Here is a 16,419-nt window from a genome sequence, read left to right as displayed (position 1 = left end):
TTCAGCGAAGTCGAATCCCCCATTTACCCCTCACTTACGGTGATGACCGCCCCGAGCGCGTCCGCCGCCGCACGCCCCGGTGACCGGCGGCCCATGTAGACGTCCTGCGTCATCGACGGCCGGGAGTGACCGAGCAGGTCGGCGATCTGCCTCGCCGTCAACCCCGCCTCGTCCAGCAGCGTCGCGACCGTCCTCCGGAAGGTTCGGAAAGTCACCCATTCGTAGCCCGCCCGTGCGATGAACGGCTTCCAGGCGCGATTGCGGACGTTGGTTGCTTCACGGATCGTTCCGGTCGAACTGGGGAAGATCGGGCCGTCGAGGTCGGCCGCCTTCGCTCGCCTTTCCGCCAGCATCGCCACACACCAATCCGGCAGCGGAATCGGTCGCTCGGCGTTCTCCGTCTTACCCCGATTCACGATCCTTCCCCGCCCACGCACCCGGATGACGTTCCCGGACATCGCCAGCTCCCGTGCCTCCGCGTTGAAGTCCGGCCAGTGCGCCCCCAACGCCTCCCCCGTCCGCTCCCCGGTGCCCAGGAAGAACCGGACCAAGTCCGGCAGGTCGTCCTTCGCCGCCCGCTCGTCCTGGTCCAGCCTCTTGAGCAGGTCGAGCACCTCAACCGCGGTCAACGCCCGCGACTTCTGCGGCCGGTTCTTCGCCCGCTTGCTCTCCAGCCGGGTGATCTCCCGCGCCGGGTTGGCGTCAAGCGCCCCGTGCCGCACCGCGTAGGCACAGACACCGCTCAGGACGGCCCTCACGGTCTTCGCCGAGCTGGCGCTGGAGTTGTCCCGGACCTTCTTGCACAGGGCGTCGAGGATCGGCGTGGACAGCTCGTTCATCCGCAGATCACCCACGGCGGGGAGCACGAGCCCTTCGAGCCGATTGCGGTACGTGTCGATGGTGCCCCAGGAGCGGAACTCCCGTTCGGCGTCGCGCACCAGCTCGGCCAGCCACCGTGCGGCGACGTCGCGGAACCTGGTGCTCGCCGTGACGGTCGCTCCCGCTACGGGTGTCACCCAGTCGCGGATGGCCGCCTTGAGGTTGTTCTCGGCGTTCGTGCGGCTGGTGCCCATGCGCTCGACGTCGTAGACCTTGCCGTTGAAGTCGCGGTACCGACAGCGAGCCCGGTACCGCTTAGGACCGCTGCTCTCGACCCTGATCTTGCCGTAGGTGCCGACCGGCATCGGTCTTCTGCCCATCAGGCCGCCTCGGTCGGAAGCGACTCGAACCACGCCTTGACGTCCGCCGAGTTGAAGCGCAGGTGCTTGCCGACCCGTCGACCAGGAGGGCCGTACTTCCTGGTCCGCCACTGGTAGATGGTGTTGACCGGGATGCGGAGGTAGGCCGCCACCTGTTCGATGTCCCAGATTTCGTTCACGCTGCGTCCTCCTCTGTGTATCGGCGTTGGCGTTGTGCGCGGAGGCGTTCGGCGATGCCGGAGGCCAGTTCGCGCTCCGCGTCGTTGGCGTAGCCGGAGCCCGCATAGGCCCAGTCGTTGACGACGATCACCTCGTCGGCCGCCAGGCCGAGCCGTTCGAGCGTTTCGGCCGCCCGGAAGGCCCGCCGGTCCTCACGGATGCGCTTGAAGGTGGTCGAGTAGTGCTTGGACTTGGTCAGGAAGTGGCCCCGGAAGCCGAGCATGTGCGCCCACTTCCGCAGGTTCAGTTCGTCGTAGAAGTGCAGGCCACCGAGGTCCCAGCCGGTCTGGATCATGCGTCGGTGGTGGTCGGAGACCCGCAGGTGGTCGATGTCGAGTTGCGACCGGATCGGCCGGTCAGGCGTGTCACGCGCTCCGGTGCCTTTGGTGGCGTACTTGGCGACGTAGGCAGCGAGCTTGCCGTCACTGATCGCCCCGCTGTCGTCCTCGACCTGGTGCGCCGAGGCAGCCCGGATGGGGCGCACGTCGACCTGTTCACCCCAGACCAGGTCGATCACCGTGCCATCCGGCCGGAACGACTCGACCAGGACGGAGCGGGCAGCGGCCCGAACCGCGTGGTCGACCAGGTCCACGGTCGCCCACGCAGGCGCCGGGTCGTGTGAGCCGTCAGGGCCGTCGATCCGGATGACGGCGTGGAAGTGGACCAAGCCGCGCCGCTGGTACTCGGCGACCTTGGCGTACGAGAGCCGCGCGTGGTTCTTGAAGTCCCGCACCGTGAGCCCTGCGGCACGGGCCAAGGAGCGCCGTAGGGCAATGGTGAACCGGTGCCACAGCTTCCCTGCGTGTGCCTGCCACAACACCGCTCCGACATAGTCGTAGGTGTCCGGGTTGACCGCGCCGCCGATGCGAGGGTCATCAGGGTGGTGGAACGCCCCGCACCCCGTACACGGCCGTGCCTTCCCACTGGCGGTGGTCGGCCGGTTGTGGACCGCACCGAACGATGGCGCGGTCAGGGTGGCGAACACACGCGGCTTCTCGGCGACGGTCTCCGATACGCCCTTGCTGCCGCCGGACAGGCCCGCTCGCATGAGGTGAAAGGCGTCCGCCGCGTATCGGTCGGAACACGAGGGGCACACGGAGGCGCGGCGGTTCCCGCACGGCACCATCACGTCGCCGCCAAGATGGGCGAGGACTCTGCTGCTGTCGAGGTTGTGGAGCTGCCAGGCTCCGAACAGGCGGATCGGCGCGAGGCACCCGCCAGTGGCGGTAACGCGATCGCGCCAGTCCCGGTAGTCGGCCCGTTGGACCCGGTCGGCGATGCGATCTTCGAGTGTGAGGACCAAAGGCCCTCCTTTCCGTAGTCAGGCGGCGTTGAGCTGGTCGGCGAGTTGGGCCGCGAAGGCGTCCGGGACGTTCACCGCGGCTTGCACGTCGGCTGGAGTGATGACGCGGCCCTGTTCGCGGACCTCAGCGGCTTTGGTGCCGAGGACGGCTTGCAGGTGGGCCGGGAGCTTGAGCGCCGCGCGGGGAGCGTTGAGAGCCGTGGTGGCGGTGGTCGACATCGGTGCAGCAGTGGCCATCACGCGGTCACGGGCGGCGTTGCAGCGGTGCTGGATGACCGGCATGACTTCGGCGAGGAGGAACACGACCAGCGGCACGACGACGTGGAGGAAGACCACGCCGTACTCGACTTGACCGGAGGGCGGGTGCAGCGATGACCACACGTTGGTGATCAGGGTTGCGCCGAGCAGGAGCCGCTTGAGCCAAACGACCGGAGCGGCGTCGACGGCCTGGCCGTGGGTCAGCATCTCGGCTTCCCAGCGCAGGAGCGTGACGAGGATGCCCGCCAAGGCTGGCTCGACCAGCCACGCTCCCCACCACAACGCGGCGACCGGCGTCAGGTGTCCGGCTAGGAACTCGTGCACGCCGGTGGTGGTGAAGCCCAGGCCCAGGGCGAGGAAGAACCACATGGAGCGGGTGACCGAGACGCGGAAGCGCTCCAAGCGGACGGCGTGCAACAGCGGGTCCGAGGTCAGGTCATGCAGCTGGTGGGACTCGGCGAGACGGGCTCGCAGCTTCTGCACGGTGCGCGTCTCGCCCTGGTCATCGGTCCTGTGCTTCCGGAACACCGATCACCTCCCGAGACATTCGCCGCTGGTCCGGGACGATGTGGAACAGGTCGTGGAACTGCATTGGCGTCAGCGCCAAGAGCGTCCCGGCGATGAACGCGGGTCCGGGCTGCAAGTCACCGGCCAGCACACGGGCGACCGTGGAGCGGTTGATCTCCATCGCCTTGGCGAGGGCGTAGTCCGACCGGAAGCCGGCGAGCCGAGCGGCCTTGGTGAACACGTCGGTGCGAAGCTTGATCGTGTGCGGCATGGTCGCCCGCTCACGCAGCCGTTGCCCCGGCCACGCGGCGACGAGCAGCCACCGCGCGGCCGAGGCGGACCAGGCGGGCAACCTCCTCGAAGGTCACCGACTCGGCCACCGAGGGCACCAGGTGGAACGTCCCGGCCAGAACCACCGAGCCGCCACGACCGGGGACGCCGTCGAAGTCCGAGACGGCCGCCAAGGCGGTCAGGTCGAACCTCAAGCCCGCCGCGTTCCGGGCTGTGGCCGTCACGATCAGGGTGTGGTCCGCGTGCAGGGACCAGGTGAGTGTCACGCCGTCCAGGCGGGTCACCCACAGCAGCAGCGAGCCCAACCGGTCGGATGCCGTGCCGGAGGCGAACTCGACCTGAACCGAGCGGGTCACAGTCGAGATGAACACCCGGTCCGGCCGGGGCAAGCTCGTGGATCGCATGAGCGACCGCAGGGTACGGATGATCCGGTCCAGCGATTGAGGGCTGTTCGAGGGCATGGCAAAGCTCCGTAAGTCAGTGAGTGATGAGGTCAGGCGACGACGCGCAGGCCCGAACCGGAGTCGGCCGGACCCGCCTTGACAAAGGCGACCAATTCGTCGATGTCCTGGTCGCTGGTGTAGGCCGCACGCACCCGGCGAGGGGTGCGGGAACGCGGGTCGACGCGGTAGCCGATACCGGCGCTGGACGGGTCGGCCGGGATCTCGTCGGCGATCGCGCCACGCTCACGGGCACCCTCACCGAGGACCATGTCCGGGTGCCGCTCGGAGGTCACCCGCAGGCACACCCGGTGCGGGAGCAGGTCGCGGATCGGGAGCACGTCCTTGGACGGCTCCTGCACGTACACGTCGAGCACGTCGTTGGTGGCGCGGCCCATCGAGGAGATCACCGCGCAGGCGTTGGTGATCTCGTGTGCGTACTCGGAGTTGTACGACATCAGGAAGCCGACCTCATCGAGGATCAGCCAGTCCACCGGATGCTCACGCGACACCGGAACCGAACGCTTCCCCCTGCGCTGCAACCGCTTCTGCTTGCGCTGCATGTTGTCGACAAATCGCTCGATCAACTCGGCGCAGTCCTCCGGGTTGTCCGCGTACCGGCCGTCGAGGATCGGCTTGAGCGCCACGAACTCGAACAACTTCGGATCACACACCCACGGCCGCACCAACCCGTCCCGGATCATCGGCGCGACGGCCCGCAGCTTCGCCATGACCACCGAGTTCTTGCCCGCACCAGTGGCACCGGCCGTCAGGTGATGCGTGCCGATCAGCGGCTCACGCCATTCCCCACCCAGCTCCGTCTCACCCAGGCACAACGACCGCAGGTCCACCCCATCCGACGATTCCGGCATGGCAGGCGCGGGGATGACCCGGTCGAACGGCTCGTCGCGCTGGATGATCAGCACGACCTCACCGGGCTTGCCTTGCTCGACCGCGACCCGTTCGGCCTTGAGCGTCGCCGCCAGTTCCGGCAGCACCGCCGCGAACGCCCGCAACGCCTGACCGGGCACCAGGCGCACCCGCACCACGTCGATCGAGGGCGACCAGGACCGAATCCGCAGCACACGCGGCACCAAGACTTCCCCGGTCCGGTAGTGCACCGTGGTCAACCCGCACGAGCCCATCAGGTTCACCCAACGACGACCCGTGTAGGCACCGGCCCACCGACGCCGCCACGCCCTCAGCACCGGAGCGGCCCACGTGTCGAAGGTGTCCGGATGCGCCCGGTACCAAGCCGCGGTGCCCACGGCCAGACCGACGAGAACACCACCGGTCACCTCAGGCCCGAACTCGACCACCGAGGCACCAAGCCCACCCGGACCGACCACCGCGCCGGGGTGGCGGACGAACCACCGTGCTGTGCGGAACTCCCACCCGACTGAGCGACGGGACGCGCCCGTAGTTGTTTGCGACATACGTTGTTTCCTCAGGTCAGGCACGGCAACGGCCGACCACCGGGGAGCAGTGATCGGCCGTTGCCATGACGTGGACATGCGTTACTTGCGCGGACTGCCCCGCCGACGCCGACGAGCCGACGGCGGTTCGAGCTGCGAACGCGAGTAGGACAACGAAGTCCGCAGAACCGCGACCGACCGCGCGAACGCGTTGTGCTGGCTCTTGAACCCCTCCCGCCTGTACGGGACGTCCATCATGGCCAGGCGCAGTTGCCGCATGGACTTGTCCAGGCATTCCAGAGCCGTGGTCAATTCCTGTGACATCAGACCTTCCACTCCCGAGTCTTGAGCTCGGTCTCATAGCGAGCCGCTTGGTCTTTGAGGTTCGTCAGGCTCTGCTGAACCGTGGCGAGCAACTTCTTCAACTCGTCAGGCGGAGTGACCCGCCACGAACCCGGCGGAGAAGGGTTCTCCTTCATCTTGGCGATCAGCTTGTCCAACGGGCCGAACTGCTCGGTCACGAAGTCGATCGCGTTGACGAGGTTCGCGTACCGTTCCTCAGCTCGCTTGTTTCGTCCTGCCATCCACACCTCCCTCCTCGTGCACAGCCGGTCCCGTCAGCTCGCGCCACGCTTCTGCCACGTCGAACCCCAACTCGGTAGGGAGCAGCAGGTTGACAGGGGCGTGCACGGCTCCGGTCCGCAAGACCACCGGCTCCGACACGGGGAAGATCAAGCCGAGATTGCCGAGCCGGTGAACCGCTGCTGTCTCCCACGCCGCTGACCGCCGCATCCCGCGCGACCCGACAGCACGGAAGACGCGCCGAGAGCGCACGGTCAGCACGTAGCCGTCACCTTGCGAACAGATCCGGCCGAGCGCGGTCATCGCTTCCTTCAACTCCGTTCCTTCCGGAGGACCGACTTCGACCTTGACCGGGTAGTCGTTGACTTCGAGCACAACCCACCTCCGATAACGGGGACCACGGCGAACCCGGAACCGACGAGGCCGACTCCGGGATCACCGAAAACCCCGGCGCTCATCGAGCAAGCGCCGGATTCAGGCATGGCTCTACCCACTGTGGAATTGAGAAAGATCAGGCAGCCCCGAGCAGGAGCTTGGGAATAGTCAGATCACGGCGGCAGGAATCAGGCCGCGCTGCGCACCGGTCGTGCCACCGGCTTCAGGCCAGCCGCCTTGAACCACAGACCGGCCGAGGCGATCTTGCGCGGGTCCACGCGGTCCGGGATCTCGTAGGTGTTCACCACCGCGTTGACCAGCTCCACGTACATGCCCTCTTCGAACCCCTCGCCGGGGTCACCGGGCAGGTTGACGCGAATCTCCTCGCCCTTGCCCGCCTTCCGGCCCTCCACCGGCAACGGCTTGGCGAACAACGTCACCACGTACTGCACCTCGCCCGAAGTGCGGTCGACCACCGGCGTCACCGTGCCGTCGTCGGCCTCGCGCATCTTCGCCGCAGGAGCCTCGGTGATCATCAGCCGGTAGCCGTTCAGCATCACCGGCAAGTCCTGAAGCGCCATCTCGGTACCTCCACTTCCACAGGACGACCCGTCGTCGCCCTGTCACTACAACCAACATAGCTAGTAGAGCTGTATGAGACACTAGGCCGATCGAGTGACTTCCAGCAGTGCTAGCTCTATCGCTACAGTCTGTCCATGCGCCCCGACGCAACCGACCGCCGACCTGCGTACCAGCAGATCGCAGACGACCTGCGCCACTACATCGCGTCCGACGAGGTCGAGGTCGGCGACAAGCTCCCGTCCCTGACCGAGCTTCAGACCAAGTACGGCCGCGCCGTGATGACGTTGCAGAAGGCGCTGGACCAGCTCCGCAACGAAGGACTGGTCATCTCCCGCCAGGGCGAGGGCACCATCGTGGTGAAGAAGCCCGAAGCCCATGCGGGGGACGACGTGCCCTCACCGCATGAGCTTCGGCAGATGTTCGACCGCATCAACTCGGTCCTGGACGACCTCAGCCGGCGCGTCGCCGCTGTCGAGGCTGAGATTTTCGGGACCACTCCAGACGAGCCTCGACCCGACTCAGCCGATCACTGAGGTCCTCCAGGCGCACCAGGAGTTCGGAGGCCTGGGCGTGGAGATCCCGCCAGTCCTCCGCCGTCCACTCGCCCTCGTCAGACACCACGCCCCCATTGCCGTTCCCGCCGAACCCGGACCTCGACCGCTACACCGAGCAGGTAGCCACCTCCGCCGTCTCCGGCTCGGCACGCTCGGCGACATCGGGCAGCCAGACCAGACGTGCCCTCAGCTGGTGGCGCTTGCTGCTGAACAGGTGCAGCGCGTTCTCGGGCTTCCCCAGACTCATGCGGGAGTGGTCATCCACCGCAAAGACCTCCGCACGGTCCTCGAACGCAAAGCCCCACGCGACAACCCACGCGTTCAAGCGTTCGCCGAACTCCTGAACCACGGCGAACACTCGCGGCGGAGCCGTCGTCACCATCGTGTCCAACAGGCCCGCGAACTCCGCTTCACCGCACAACGGCTTCAGGTCTTCGACCCCGTTCACCGGTCAATCACCTCGTCCTCGCGCCTCGAAGCCGTCAGCGCGTCCACCTCGTCGGGAGTCGTGCCCACCAAGGCGCTCAAGTGCTCGAAGTCGAGCGGTGCGAGCTTGGTGAGCGCTTCGCAGCGGTCGGCGAACTGCGTGGCCGACTCCGCCAGCTCACGCGCGAAGCTGATCGCGAGCTGGGCCCCGCCCTCACGTCCGGCGATCTGCACCGTCAGCCGCGCATCACCGGACGAGATGACCAGGGACGGATGCCCCTGCGCCCGTTCCACCAACGCCGACTCGGCGTCCTCCTCCGGCTGGAGGAGCAAGTACATCCCCATCAGTTCGACCTCCGTGTACACCTGGGACTTGCTCGACCAGATTCACGCGGGCGGGAGATCGATCCCATACCAATGACTGATCGGATATCGGCGTCACCACTAACCCCAGGTCTGCGCGGTAATCGCCGAGTTACACTCCGAAGTAGGCGCAGATTGATCAGGGGGTGAACAGCCACGTGACCACGTCCAAGCGACGCTGCCGCACGTGTGACACCTGGCTAGCCAGTGACAACCGGGGCGAACACTGTGGCCGCTGCACCGCGGCTTCTACACTCCACGCCCCGACGCCGCCACCGGAGTTCTGGGCCAAGCCCACGCTCCGCGAGGCGTTCGAGTCCCGCAACATCGGCCAGGTCTTCCGCGCCTACCGCCAGGCCCAGAGCCCCACGCTTCCGCAAGCCACCCTCGCGGCGTGGCTCGACCTCACGCAAGGTCGGGTGAGCGAGATCGAGCGCCTTCGCCGCCCAGTCACCGACCTCGATCGGCTGGAGCGCTGGTGCAACGCCCTCCGCATACCTCATCACCTCCGCTGGTTCAACGGGGGAGTGCACGACGTCCGCGATACGGAAACCCATGAGGCGCAAGAAAAGTCACTAGCTGACCTTGGACTCTCGTACGCGCCGTCGCTCCCGTCTACGGTGGAAGTCGTTGCCGAACTCGGGAGGCACGACATGGAGCGCAGGACCTTCCTCACGGGCGCGCTGTTCAGCGTCGCCGCATCCATCGCACCTAGCCGCGACTGGTTGCTGGCCACGCTGGACGAGGCAGGCACAGCCCGAGGAAAGATCAGCAGCGAGCAAGTCGAGGCGATCCGCCGTACCTTCGGCGTCTTCCAGGAACTGGATGTCATGCGCGGCGGAGGCCACGCCCGCGAACAGCTCTCCACCTACCTGACCTCCCACGTAGTGCCGTTGCTCAAGTCGAACGACCCCGACACCGAAACCGGCCGCGCCCTCTACGAGGCAGCCGCGGAACAGCTCTACCTACTCGGCTGGATGGCCTTCGACAACGGCGAACACTCCCTGGCCCAGCGCTACCTGATCCAGTCCCTGCGCCTGGCTCAAGCCGCCAGCAGCCCCGAACTCGGCGCACACGTCCTCGCCGGCCTCTCCGACCAGGCGACCCTCACCGGCCACCCAGACCACGCCGTGCAACTTGCCAAGGCAGGCCGAGCCGGACTAGCCCAAGGCCACTCCGACGCTTGCCTAGCCGACCTGTGGGCGCTTCAGGCGCGTGCCGAGGGCGCGATGGGCGATGCCAAGGCCGCAGCCCGCAGCGTCCACCTCTCCGAGACCGCGTACGCCAACGTCGACCACGACAACGAACCTGAGTGGGCAAGGTTCATCGACCACGCCTACCTCAACGGCGAATACGCCCACACCTTCCGAGACCTCGAACGTCCAGACGAAACCGCCCACTTCGCCCGCCTATCCATCACGGAGTCAGAGCGCCAAAACCGAGCCCGCCGAGGTTCCATGGCTCAAGCCGCTCTCTCCCGCTCCGCCCTCGACAACCACGACCTAGAAGCCGCCGCCTCCGCAGGCATGGCCGCCGCCAAACTCGCCGTTACCGTAAAATCCTCACGATCCGTTGAAGCGGTCGCAGACCTGCGTAGCCGTTTGCGGGATCATCGTGAATCATCTGCTATTCGCGAATTCTTGGACGTTTCAGGAGCACTTCTTCCTCTGATGGGACCACGTAGCTAAGGGCCATTCAAGTCTTTCATCAAGAATCGCCCACGCGAATTGCGGAGTACTTCGCGCGCTCGTTCGTGGCTAATCAGACCGTCTCGCACCGCAGATAGCAGACCGAACAGCTCGACAGTGTCTACTACGAGGCCTCCTGCGGACGCAAAAGCAGCCACGTCTTCATTCTTCCCGTGCAGCGCCGGTTGGCGAACTGAGGGGTCTTTGCCTTTGAATTGGTTGACTACATACCAGAGCGCATCGGGCGTGCGACCGTTGGCGTGAGTGAACCTACCGACGAAACGCACAAACTGCGTTAGAGCTTCGGTCTTTGCTCCCTTCCCGTACCCCTTTACCTCGACGAGAGCAACCCAACCTGTACAGCTGGGGTCTTGAATCTGAAGATCTTCCAGGTGATCATCCTTTGCCGCAGTCGAGTCAGAATCATGTACATTGAACCCCAGCTCGGAAAATGCTTGCGCTACGGATCGTTTCAGTGGCTCATCTTGATCCAGAAGAAGGGATCGTTCGTACTCGTCAGCCGCCGCCTTGGCCACCTGAAGATCGAGTTTAAGTTTATCCTCTTCCTCTTCAAATTTGCGGAGAGCCGCATGACGTACTTGCTCAAGAGTCAAGAGTTGCTGGCGCAATTCCCGTTCTTTACGTGTCGACCATTCCGCCCGGCTTGACCAGTCGGGAAGTGCAGGAAACCTGTCGGGCGCCAGGTTATGCCACTCAGATAGTGCCACTCGAATCCATCGAGAAAGATTCAAAACGTCGCCAGGTAAGATCCAAGCCTCGGATTCTGCACTACGACGATACCTGCCAGCTAGAATTTTTCGATCAGCGCTTACGGAGAACGGCTCAAGTGCAACGTTCTCATACACAGTCTTATCTTCATAAGAGATACTTGCCTGGAAAGAGCCAGAAGAGCGAGCAACCTTCCGCTCGGCTTTGAAATAGCAGTGCACCGCCCGCCGTTTCAGCACCGGCTCAAGTTCTTCGTGAACCAAACTGGCAATCGAGTCGGGCAAGTCGCGCACTCGGGCAAATTCTTGCGAGATATGGTTATCGGCCATCTCAATCCGGTGATTCCAGGCACGCCTGTCCTCAATGGTCTTTCGAACGAACGGACGGGTTTCGACGTAAACGACGCAAAGATGGGGTGCAAGAAGCTCGACCTTGCCGGAACTCATGCCGTTATTCACGTTGCGCCACAGCGGCCTGTCGGTTACTACCGCATCCCACTCGTCCTGTCGAACCTGCGCAAAGTTGGTAATGTATCGAACTGTAGGGGCAAACTCACGCACTTGGCTTACGATCTCAGGTTGGGTGTCGCTTGCGTCTTTTTCGGGCACGTCCGCCTTGAAGCCAAGGATGAGAACTCGTGGCCTTGGGCTTCGATTTATCACTGCGCTGATTTCGAAGCTTTCAGTTGTGCTCATTACAAGTCCTTCACGGTGGCCGGAGTGTCTATAGGAAGATACACCCGATCATCCTGTGTTCAGAGTTTCTTTTCTTCATCAAGGCGGCCCCCTCCGGGGGCCGCTGGCCGTTCGTGTCCTTTGAGCCGTTGTGGGACAGCCTCCGGCGATGTCCTCGGTCGCGCCAACGTGGGCCTGGCGGCCCACGGGCGCGACACGCGAGGCACCGGAGGCCGTCCCACAACGGCGTGAGGCCACGGCCAGCAGCCCCCGCAGGGAACCGCAGACACAGACAATGACTATTCCGCCGAGCTGCCGCCAGCGTCGTGGTCCATCTCCTGGATAAAAGCGAGCACACGTAGCGACTGCTCAAGCTCGGACTCGTGCACTGCGGGCCGTACCCGGGCGAGTTGGCGGCGGATATCGACGGCTTCAGTGATGGTGGTGACAGCCTTTTCCCGCCGTCCCGATCCAGCCAAGCCGACGGCCTGGTTATTGAGGCTGGTGGCGAGGTCGGGGAGGAAGACGTCGGGCCGCGCCTGGGCGAGTTGGCGGCGGATCTCGACGGCTTCAGTGTTGGTGGTGAGGGCGTCTTCCCACCGCCCCAGATGGGCCAGGCCGGCAGCCTGGTTATTGAGGCTGGTGGCGAGGTCGGGGAGGAAGACGTCGGGCCGCGCCTGGGCCAGTTGGCGATGGGCCTGTACGGCCTCGGTGTTGGTGGTGAGGGCGTCTTCCCGCCGCCCCAGGCCAGCCAGGTGGATGGCTTGGTTGCTGAGGCTGGTGGCGAGGTCGGGGAGGAAGACGTCGGGCCGCGCCTGGGCCAGTTGGCGGCGGATCTCGACGGCTTCAGTGTTGGTGGTGAGGGCGTCTTCCCACCGCCCCAGATCGGCCAGGCGAGCGGCCAGGTTGTTGAGGCTGGTGGCGAGGTCGGGGAGGAAGACGTCGGGCCGCGCCTGGGCCAGTTGGCGATAAGCCTGTACGGCCTCAGTGTTGGTTGTGAGAGCGTCTTCCCGCCGCCCCAGATCGGCCAGGCCGACAGCCTGGTTGCTGAGGCTGGCGGCGAGGTTAGCGAGGAAGACGTCGGGCCGCGCCTGGGCCAGTTGGCGATAAGCCTGTACGGCCTCAGTGACGGTGGTGAGGGCGTCTTCCCGCCGCCCCAGATCGGCCAGGCGAGCGGCCAGGTTGTTGAGGCTGGTGGCGAGGTCGGGGAGGAAGACGTCGGGCCGCGCCTGGGCCAGTTGGCGATGGGCCTGTACGGCCTCGGTGTTGGTGGTGAGGGCGTCTTCCCGCCGCCCCAGGCCAGCCAGGTGGATGGCCTGGTTGCTGAGGCTGGCGGCGAGGTCGGGGAGGAAGACGTCGGGCCGCGCCTGGGCCAGTTGGCGATAAGCCTGTACGGCCTCAGTGACGGTGGCGAGGGCGTCTTCCCGCCGCCCCAGGCCAGCCAGGTGGGCGGCCTGGTTGCTGAGGCTGGCGGCGAGGTCGGGGAGGAAGGCATCGGGCCGCGCCTGGGCGAGTTGGCGGCGGATCTCGACGGCTTCAGTGTTGGTGGTGAGGGCGTCTTCCCGCCGCCCCAGATCGGCCAGGCGAGCGGCCAGGTTCATGAGGCTGGTGGCGAGGTTAGCGAGGAAGACGTCAGGCCGCGCCTGGGCCAGTTGGCGATAAGCCTGTACGGCCTCAGTGACGGTGGCGAGGGCGTCTTCCCGCCGCCCCAGGCCAGCCAGGTGGGCGGCCTGGTTGCTGAGGCTGGCGGCGAGGTCGGGGAGGAAGGCATCGGGCCGCGCCTGGGCGAGTTGGCGGCGGATCTCGACGGCTTCAGTGTTGGTGGTGAGGGCGTCTTCCCGCCGCCCCAGGCCAGCCAGGCGGGCGGCCTGGTTCATGAGGCTGGTGGCGAGGTCGGGGAGGACGGCATCGGGCCGCGCCTGGGCCAGTTGGCGATGGGCCTGTACGGCCTCAGTGACGGTGGCGAGGGCGTCTTCCCGCCGCCCCAGATCGGCCAGGCGGATGGCCTGGTTGTTGAGGCTGGCGGCGAGGTTAGCGAGGAAGGCGTCCGAGTCACTGAGGACTTGTTGGCGATGTGCTTGGACTATGCGTTCAGCGAGTCGTGCTGCCCATTCGGCCAGGCGGTGGCTGAAGTGAGGTAGGCGGCCATACAGGGTGATCAGGAAGTCGAGGTCGGTTTCAGGCGCGTCGCCGATTTGTGTCAACCCCGCCACCAGCGGCTCCGGGTACTCGACCTGGGTGGCGACCTCGATCGCAGCCTCACCGAGCTTCCGAGCGTGGCGCACGCACAGTGCGGTTAATCGGTCGTCCAGCACGCCGTCGAACACCGCGTGGCCGGCGGCGCGGGAGTACACCGTCAACAGCCGTTCCGCCTGCTCCGCGGCGACTCCCGACGCCAGACGGTCGGCCAGGTCGACCCGCTGGTGGAGGTGCCGGCCGACGAACCGTTCGGCCAGCCGGTCCGGCTGGGGGACGCCGAACGGCACCCCGCCGGCCGCCGGGTACAGACCCGCGATCCACTCGACCACCGCATCCCGCCGGTCCCGAGGCTGGTCGGCCAAGCCGGCTACCCGACGCAGCAGCGCATCGGCCTGGTCCCGGTCGTCCGCGCCGACCAGGACCGCCGCCGCCATGGCGTCGCGCAACGTCGACCGTGTCAGGTCCAGAGGTGTTCCCCAGTGTTCGGCGGCGCTGTCCCAATACCGCTGTTCATGCTCCAACAAGCGATCCTCGACTTCCCCCGCAGAAGCCACCGGACCGTCACCGAATCCGGTGTCGACGTCGAGGAGGTCGGCCAAGGCCGTCATGTGCAGCGTCAAGGCCCCCTGCAATCCCGCACCGGACAGGTCCCGCCCGGCGTAACCCGCCCCCGAGTCCGGCCAAGACCGGCCCTGGAGACCCCGCACCCTCGGCAACGCCGCCCGGAAGCCGCGAACAGCCTCCCCGTAGGCCTCCTCGCGACCCTGCACGTCCGGTTCCAGCGGCGCCAACCCGACCACCGGCGACCCGTCCAACAGCATCGACACCACCGTCGACGCCGTGCGCAACCGGTCCCACCACTCACCAGCCGTACGGGCCAGCAGCAACACCTTCAACGGCACGCCACCACCATGGCCCGCCGCCACCCGCAACAACGCCTCCACCTGGGCGCTCCGGGTCTCGGCGTAGTCCACGACCAGCAGCGTCGGCACCGCCGCATCCGCCACCACCGCCAGATCAGCCTCCGCACAGTGCGCCGACAGCCACACCACCGCCCACCGCGCACCCAACTCCCGACCCAACTGACGCGCCAACCGGGTCTTACCCTGCCCACCCGGACCGTGCACCAGACACGCCCCGAACCCCTCGACCGCCGCCCACTCCCGCAACCCGGCAAGCACCTCCTCCCGGCCGCGGAACGGCACCACCTCCAACTCCGGGTGCAACAACCACGCCGGCGACGGCAACACCGCAGGCATCGGCACCGCTGCTTCCGACAACCCGGCGAACTCCACCGACACCAACCCCGACGGCCCGCCCCCATGCTCGGTCAAAACCGCCAGGAAACCCTCGTCGTGGTGCACCACGTACGCCGGCACAGCCGTCAACCGCGTGTGACTACTGCCCGCCTCATCGGCCATCACCACACCGATCAACAGATCACCGCTGAACAACGCCGCCCCGGACAACCCGCCCCACGGCGAACCACCATCGGGATCGGGTCGATGCCCCTCCACCGCCATCACATGCCGATTCGACACCCGCAGGTCATCCGGGTTCAACGACCCCGACACATGCGCCACATCGACCGGGCGACCCTCCCGCTGCGCCCGCTCCGGAACCCCCCGCGTCTCACACCGCACACCAGGCCGCTCGGTGACCACCCGCCCCCACGACACCGGCTTCCCCGACGGCTCGACCCACGAGGGCGAATCGACCCGCACCAGCGCGGCGTCATCACGCCCACCCGCCGTCCCACACCACACCACCGAACCCGCGAACAACCCCGGACGCCCCGGCCGGAACACCTCCACCACCGCACCCGGCGATCCGACGACGTGAGCCGAGGTCAACACCAACCGCGGACCAACCACATACCCCGACCCCGGCCCACCCGCCGACGTCACCCCCACCACACGGGTCCGGTCCACAACCACCCCTCACATATGACAACCGGATAGGTCAGGGCTCGATGTAACCGGACACATCACCCGGCCCGGACGGACGCGCCCCGGAACCGCTGACCAGCAAGTCCCCGCCGTCCCGTGCCTTCGGCGTCAACGACACCCGCACCCGATGCGTCGCCACCCGACCCACCCCGGCCTCCACCTCAGCCGCCACCACCCACGCCTTGAACCCACCCTTGGCCTTAGCGTCCGCCTTCAACTCCACCCCGAACTCCAACTCGATCGGCCCCACCACAAAGCCGATCTCCTGACCCCGCCCATACGCGACGGCCGTCAGCAACTCATCACGCAACGACGCCACCGCGTCAGCCAACTCGATCTCCATACCCATCCCTATCGCCCAACAACCGGTCCCCGCTACGCCACACGCAGCCCTACCCGATCAACCCCGCCGACACCCCGCACAACTGCGGAACACAACACAACGAGATCAACCTGAGCAGCCCGGACCCCGAACGAGCGCCAGCGGGGTCAACTTGCCAGGGTGGGCACGGCGCTCGGCTGCCGCACCTGTGGACAGCTCAACGCCTTGACGGCATCGACCTGCCCACAGGCTTGCCCACGGAACATGCACGGAACAAAGTGCATCGCCACTATCTGTTGCCGGGGAGAGTCAGCAGGTCACAGGCCGTTTGTCGGTCTAGACCG

18 protein-coding genes are annotated in these 16,419 nt (G+C 66.5%); 2 read left to right on the top strand and 16 right to left on the bottom strand.

Translation table 11 applies throughout. From position 1 onward, the window contains the following. Window positions 1–23 precede the first annotated feature (23 nt). From AB0K14_RS18265 to AB0K14_RS18215, 11 genes are all read right to left on the bottom strand, one after another. Complete coding sequence (locus AB0K14_RS18265) at window positions 24–1,199, bottom strand: site-specific integrase (RefSeq protein WP_364338325.1); 1,176 nt, start codon at window positions 1,197–1,199, stop codon at window positions 24–26. Then, the gene (locus AB0K14_RS18260; protein WP_230566308.1) at window positions 1,199–1,378 is read right to left on the bottom strand and encodes a helix-turn-helix domain-containing protein; all 180 of its coding nucleotides are present in this window, start codon (window positions 1,376–1,378) and stop codon (window positions 1,199–1,201) included. The genes AB0K14_RS18265 and AB0K14_RS18260 overlap by 1 nt, the downstream gene beginning before the upstream one ends. Then, window positions 1,375–2,721 (bottom strand): replication initiator, encoded by a 1,347-nt coding sequence (locus AB0K14_RS18255; RefSeq protein WP_360462161.1) that lies wholly within the window; start codon window positions 2,719–2,721, stop codon window positions 1,375–1,377. The genes AB0K14_RS18260 and AB0K14_RS18255 overlap by 4 nt, the downstream gene beginning before the upstream one ends. A gap of 18 nt (window positions 2,722–2,739) precedes the next feature. Next, window positions 2,740–3,507: a hypothetical protein gene (locus tag AB0K14_RS18250; RefSeq protein ID WP_360462158.1), complete on the bottom strand. Its 768-nt coding sequence runs from the start codon at window positions 3,505–3,507 to the stop codon at window positions 2,740–2,742. Then, window positions 3,482–3,727, bottom strand: coding sequence for a transcriptional regulator (locus tag AB0K14_RS18245; RefSeq protein ID WP_360462155.1), 246 nt, complete (start codon window positions 3,725–3,727; stop codon window positions 3,482–3,484). The genes AB0K14_RS18250 and AB0K14_RS18245 overlap by 26 nt, the downstream gene beginning before the upstream one ends. Window positions 3,728–3,767: 40 nt before the next feature. Continuing rightward, the gene (locus AB0K14_RS18240) at window positions 3,768–4,181 is read right to left on the bottom strand and encodes a hypothetical protein (protein WP_360462153.1); all 414 of its coding nucleotides are present in this window, start codon (window positions 4,179–4,181) and stop codon (window positions 3,768–3,770) included. A gap of 89 nt (window positions 4,182–4,270) precedes the next feature. Continuing rightward, the gene (locus AB0K14_RS18235) at window positions 4,271–5,653 is read right to left on the bottom strand and encodes an FtsK/SpoIIIE domain-containing protein (RefSeq protein WP_360462151.1); all 1,383 of its coding nucleotides are present in this window, start codon (window positions 5,651–5,653) and stop codon (window positions 4,271–4,273) included. An 81-nt stretch (window positions 5,654–5,734) separates the two neighbouring features. Next, on the bottom strand, window positions 5,735–5,956 hold the full coding sequence (locus AB0K14_RS18230; RefSeq protein ID WP_360462148.1) for a hypothetical protein: 222 nt from the start codon (window positions 5,954–5,956) through the stop codon (window positions 5,735–5,737). Beyond that, window positions 5,956–6,216: a hypothetical protein gene (locus tag AB0K14_RS18225; protein ID WP_360462145.1), complete on the bottom strand. Its 261-nt coding sequence runs from the start codon at window positions 6,214–6,216 to the stop codon at window positions 5,956–5,958. The genes AB0K14_RS18230 and AB0K14_RS18225 overlap by 1 nt, the downstream gene beginning before the upstream one ends. Next, window positions 6,191–6,589, bottom strand: coding sequence for a hypothetical protein (locus AB0K14_RS18220; protein ID WP_360462142.1), 399 nt, complete (start codon window positions 6,587–6,589; stop codon window positions 6,191–6,193). Before AB0K14_RS18220 ends, AB0K14_RS18225 begins: the two co-directional genes overlap by 26 nt. Window positions 6,590–6,777: 188 nt before the next feature. After that, window positions 6,778–7,170: a hypothetical protein gene (locus AB0K14_RS18215; protein ID WP_360462139.1), complete on the bottom strand. Its 393-nt coding sequence runs from the start codon at window positions 7,168–7,170 to the stop codon at window positions 6,778–6,780. A 135-nt stretch (window positions 7,171–7,305) separates the two neighbouring features. On the opposite strand from AB0K14_RS18215, the gene AB0K14_RS18210 reads away from it, so the two are divergent. Continuing rightward, window positions 7,306–7,704: a GntR family transcriptional regulator gene (locus AB0K14_RS18210; RefSeq protein WP_360462136.1), complete on the top strand. Its 399-nt coding sequence runs from the start codon at window positions 7,306–7,308 to the stop codon at window positions 7,702–7,704. A gap of 127 nt (window positions 7,705–7,831) precedes the next feature. Here AB0K14_RS18210 and AB0K14_RS18205 read toward each other — a convergent pair whose 3' ends face one another. Beyond that, complete coding sequence (locus AB0K14_RS18205; protein WP_360462133.1) at window positions 7,832–8,173, bottom strand: hypothetical protein; 342 nt, start codon at window positions 8,171–8,173, stop codon at window positions 7,832–7,834. Further along, a complete protein-coding gene (locus AB0K14_RS18200; RefSeq protein ID WP_360462130.1) occupies window positions 8,170–8,496 on the bottom strand; it encodes a hypothetical protein in 327 nt (108 codons plus the stop codon). Before AB0K14_RS18200 ends, AB0K14_RS18205 begins: the two co-directional genes overlap by 4 nt. A gap of 437 nt (window positions 8,497–8,933) precedes the next feature. Here AB0K14_RS18200 and AB0K14_RS18195 point away from each other — a divergent pair, with 437 nt between their 5' ends. Continuing rightward, a complete protein-coding gene (locus AB0K14_RS18195; protein ID WP_364338319.1) occupies window positions 8,934–10,202 on the top strand; it encodes a hypothetical protein in 1,269 nt (422 codons plus the stop codon). Here AB0K14_RS18195 and AB0K14_RS18190 read toward each other — a convergent pair. The 3 genes from AB0K14_RS18190 to AB0K14_RS18180 form a co-directional block, all read right to left on the bottom strand. Continuing rightward, window positions 10,199–11,626, bottom strand: coding sequence for a hypothetical protein (locus tag AB0K14_RS18190; RefSeq protein WP_360462125.1), 1,428 nt, complete (start codon window positions 11,624–11,626; stop codon window positions 10,199–10,201). The two genes, AB0K14_RS18195 and AB0K14_RS18190, sit on opposite strands and share 4 nt — an antisense overlap. Before the next feature lie 278 nt (window positions 11,627–11,904). Next, window positions 11,905–15,618 (bottom strand): hypothetical protein, encoded by a 3,714-nt coding sequence (locus AB0K14_RS18185; RefSeq protein WP_364338317.1) that lies wholly within the window; start codon window positions 15,616–15,618, stop codon window positions 11,905–11,907. A 148-nt stretch (window positions 15,619–15,766) separates the two neighbouring features. Continuing rightward, on the bottom strand, window positions 15,767–16,096 hold the full coding sequence (locus AB0K14_RS18180; protein ID WP_360462116.1) for a trypco2 family protein: 330 nt from the start codon (window positions 16,094–16,096) through the stop codon (window positions 15,767–15,769). Window positions 16,097–16,419: the final 323 nt, after the last annotated feature.

The organism is Actinosynnema sp. NPDC050801, assembly GCF_040673975.1.
Lineage (GTDB): Bacteria > Actinomycetota > Actinomycetes > Mycobacteriales > Pseudonocardiaceae > Actinosynnema.
Note: the sequence above shows the minus strand (reverse complement) of the source record. Positions and strands in the feature narration are given on the sequence as shown.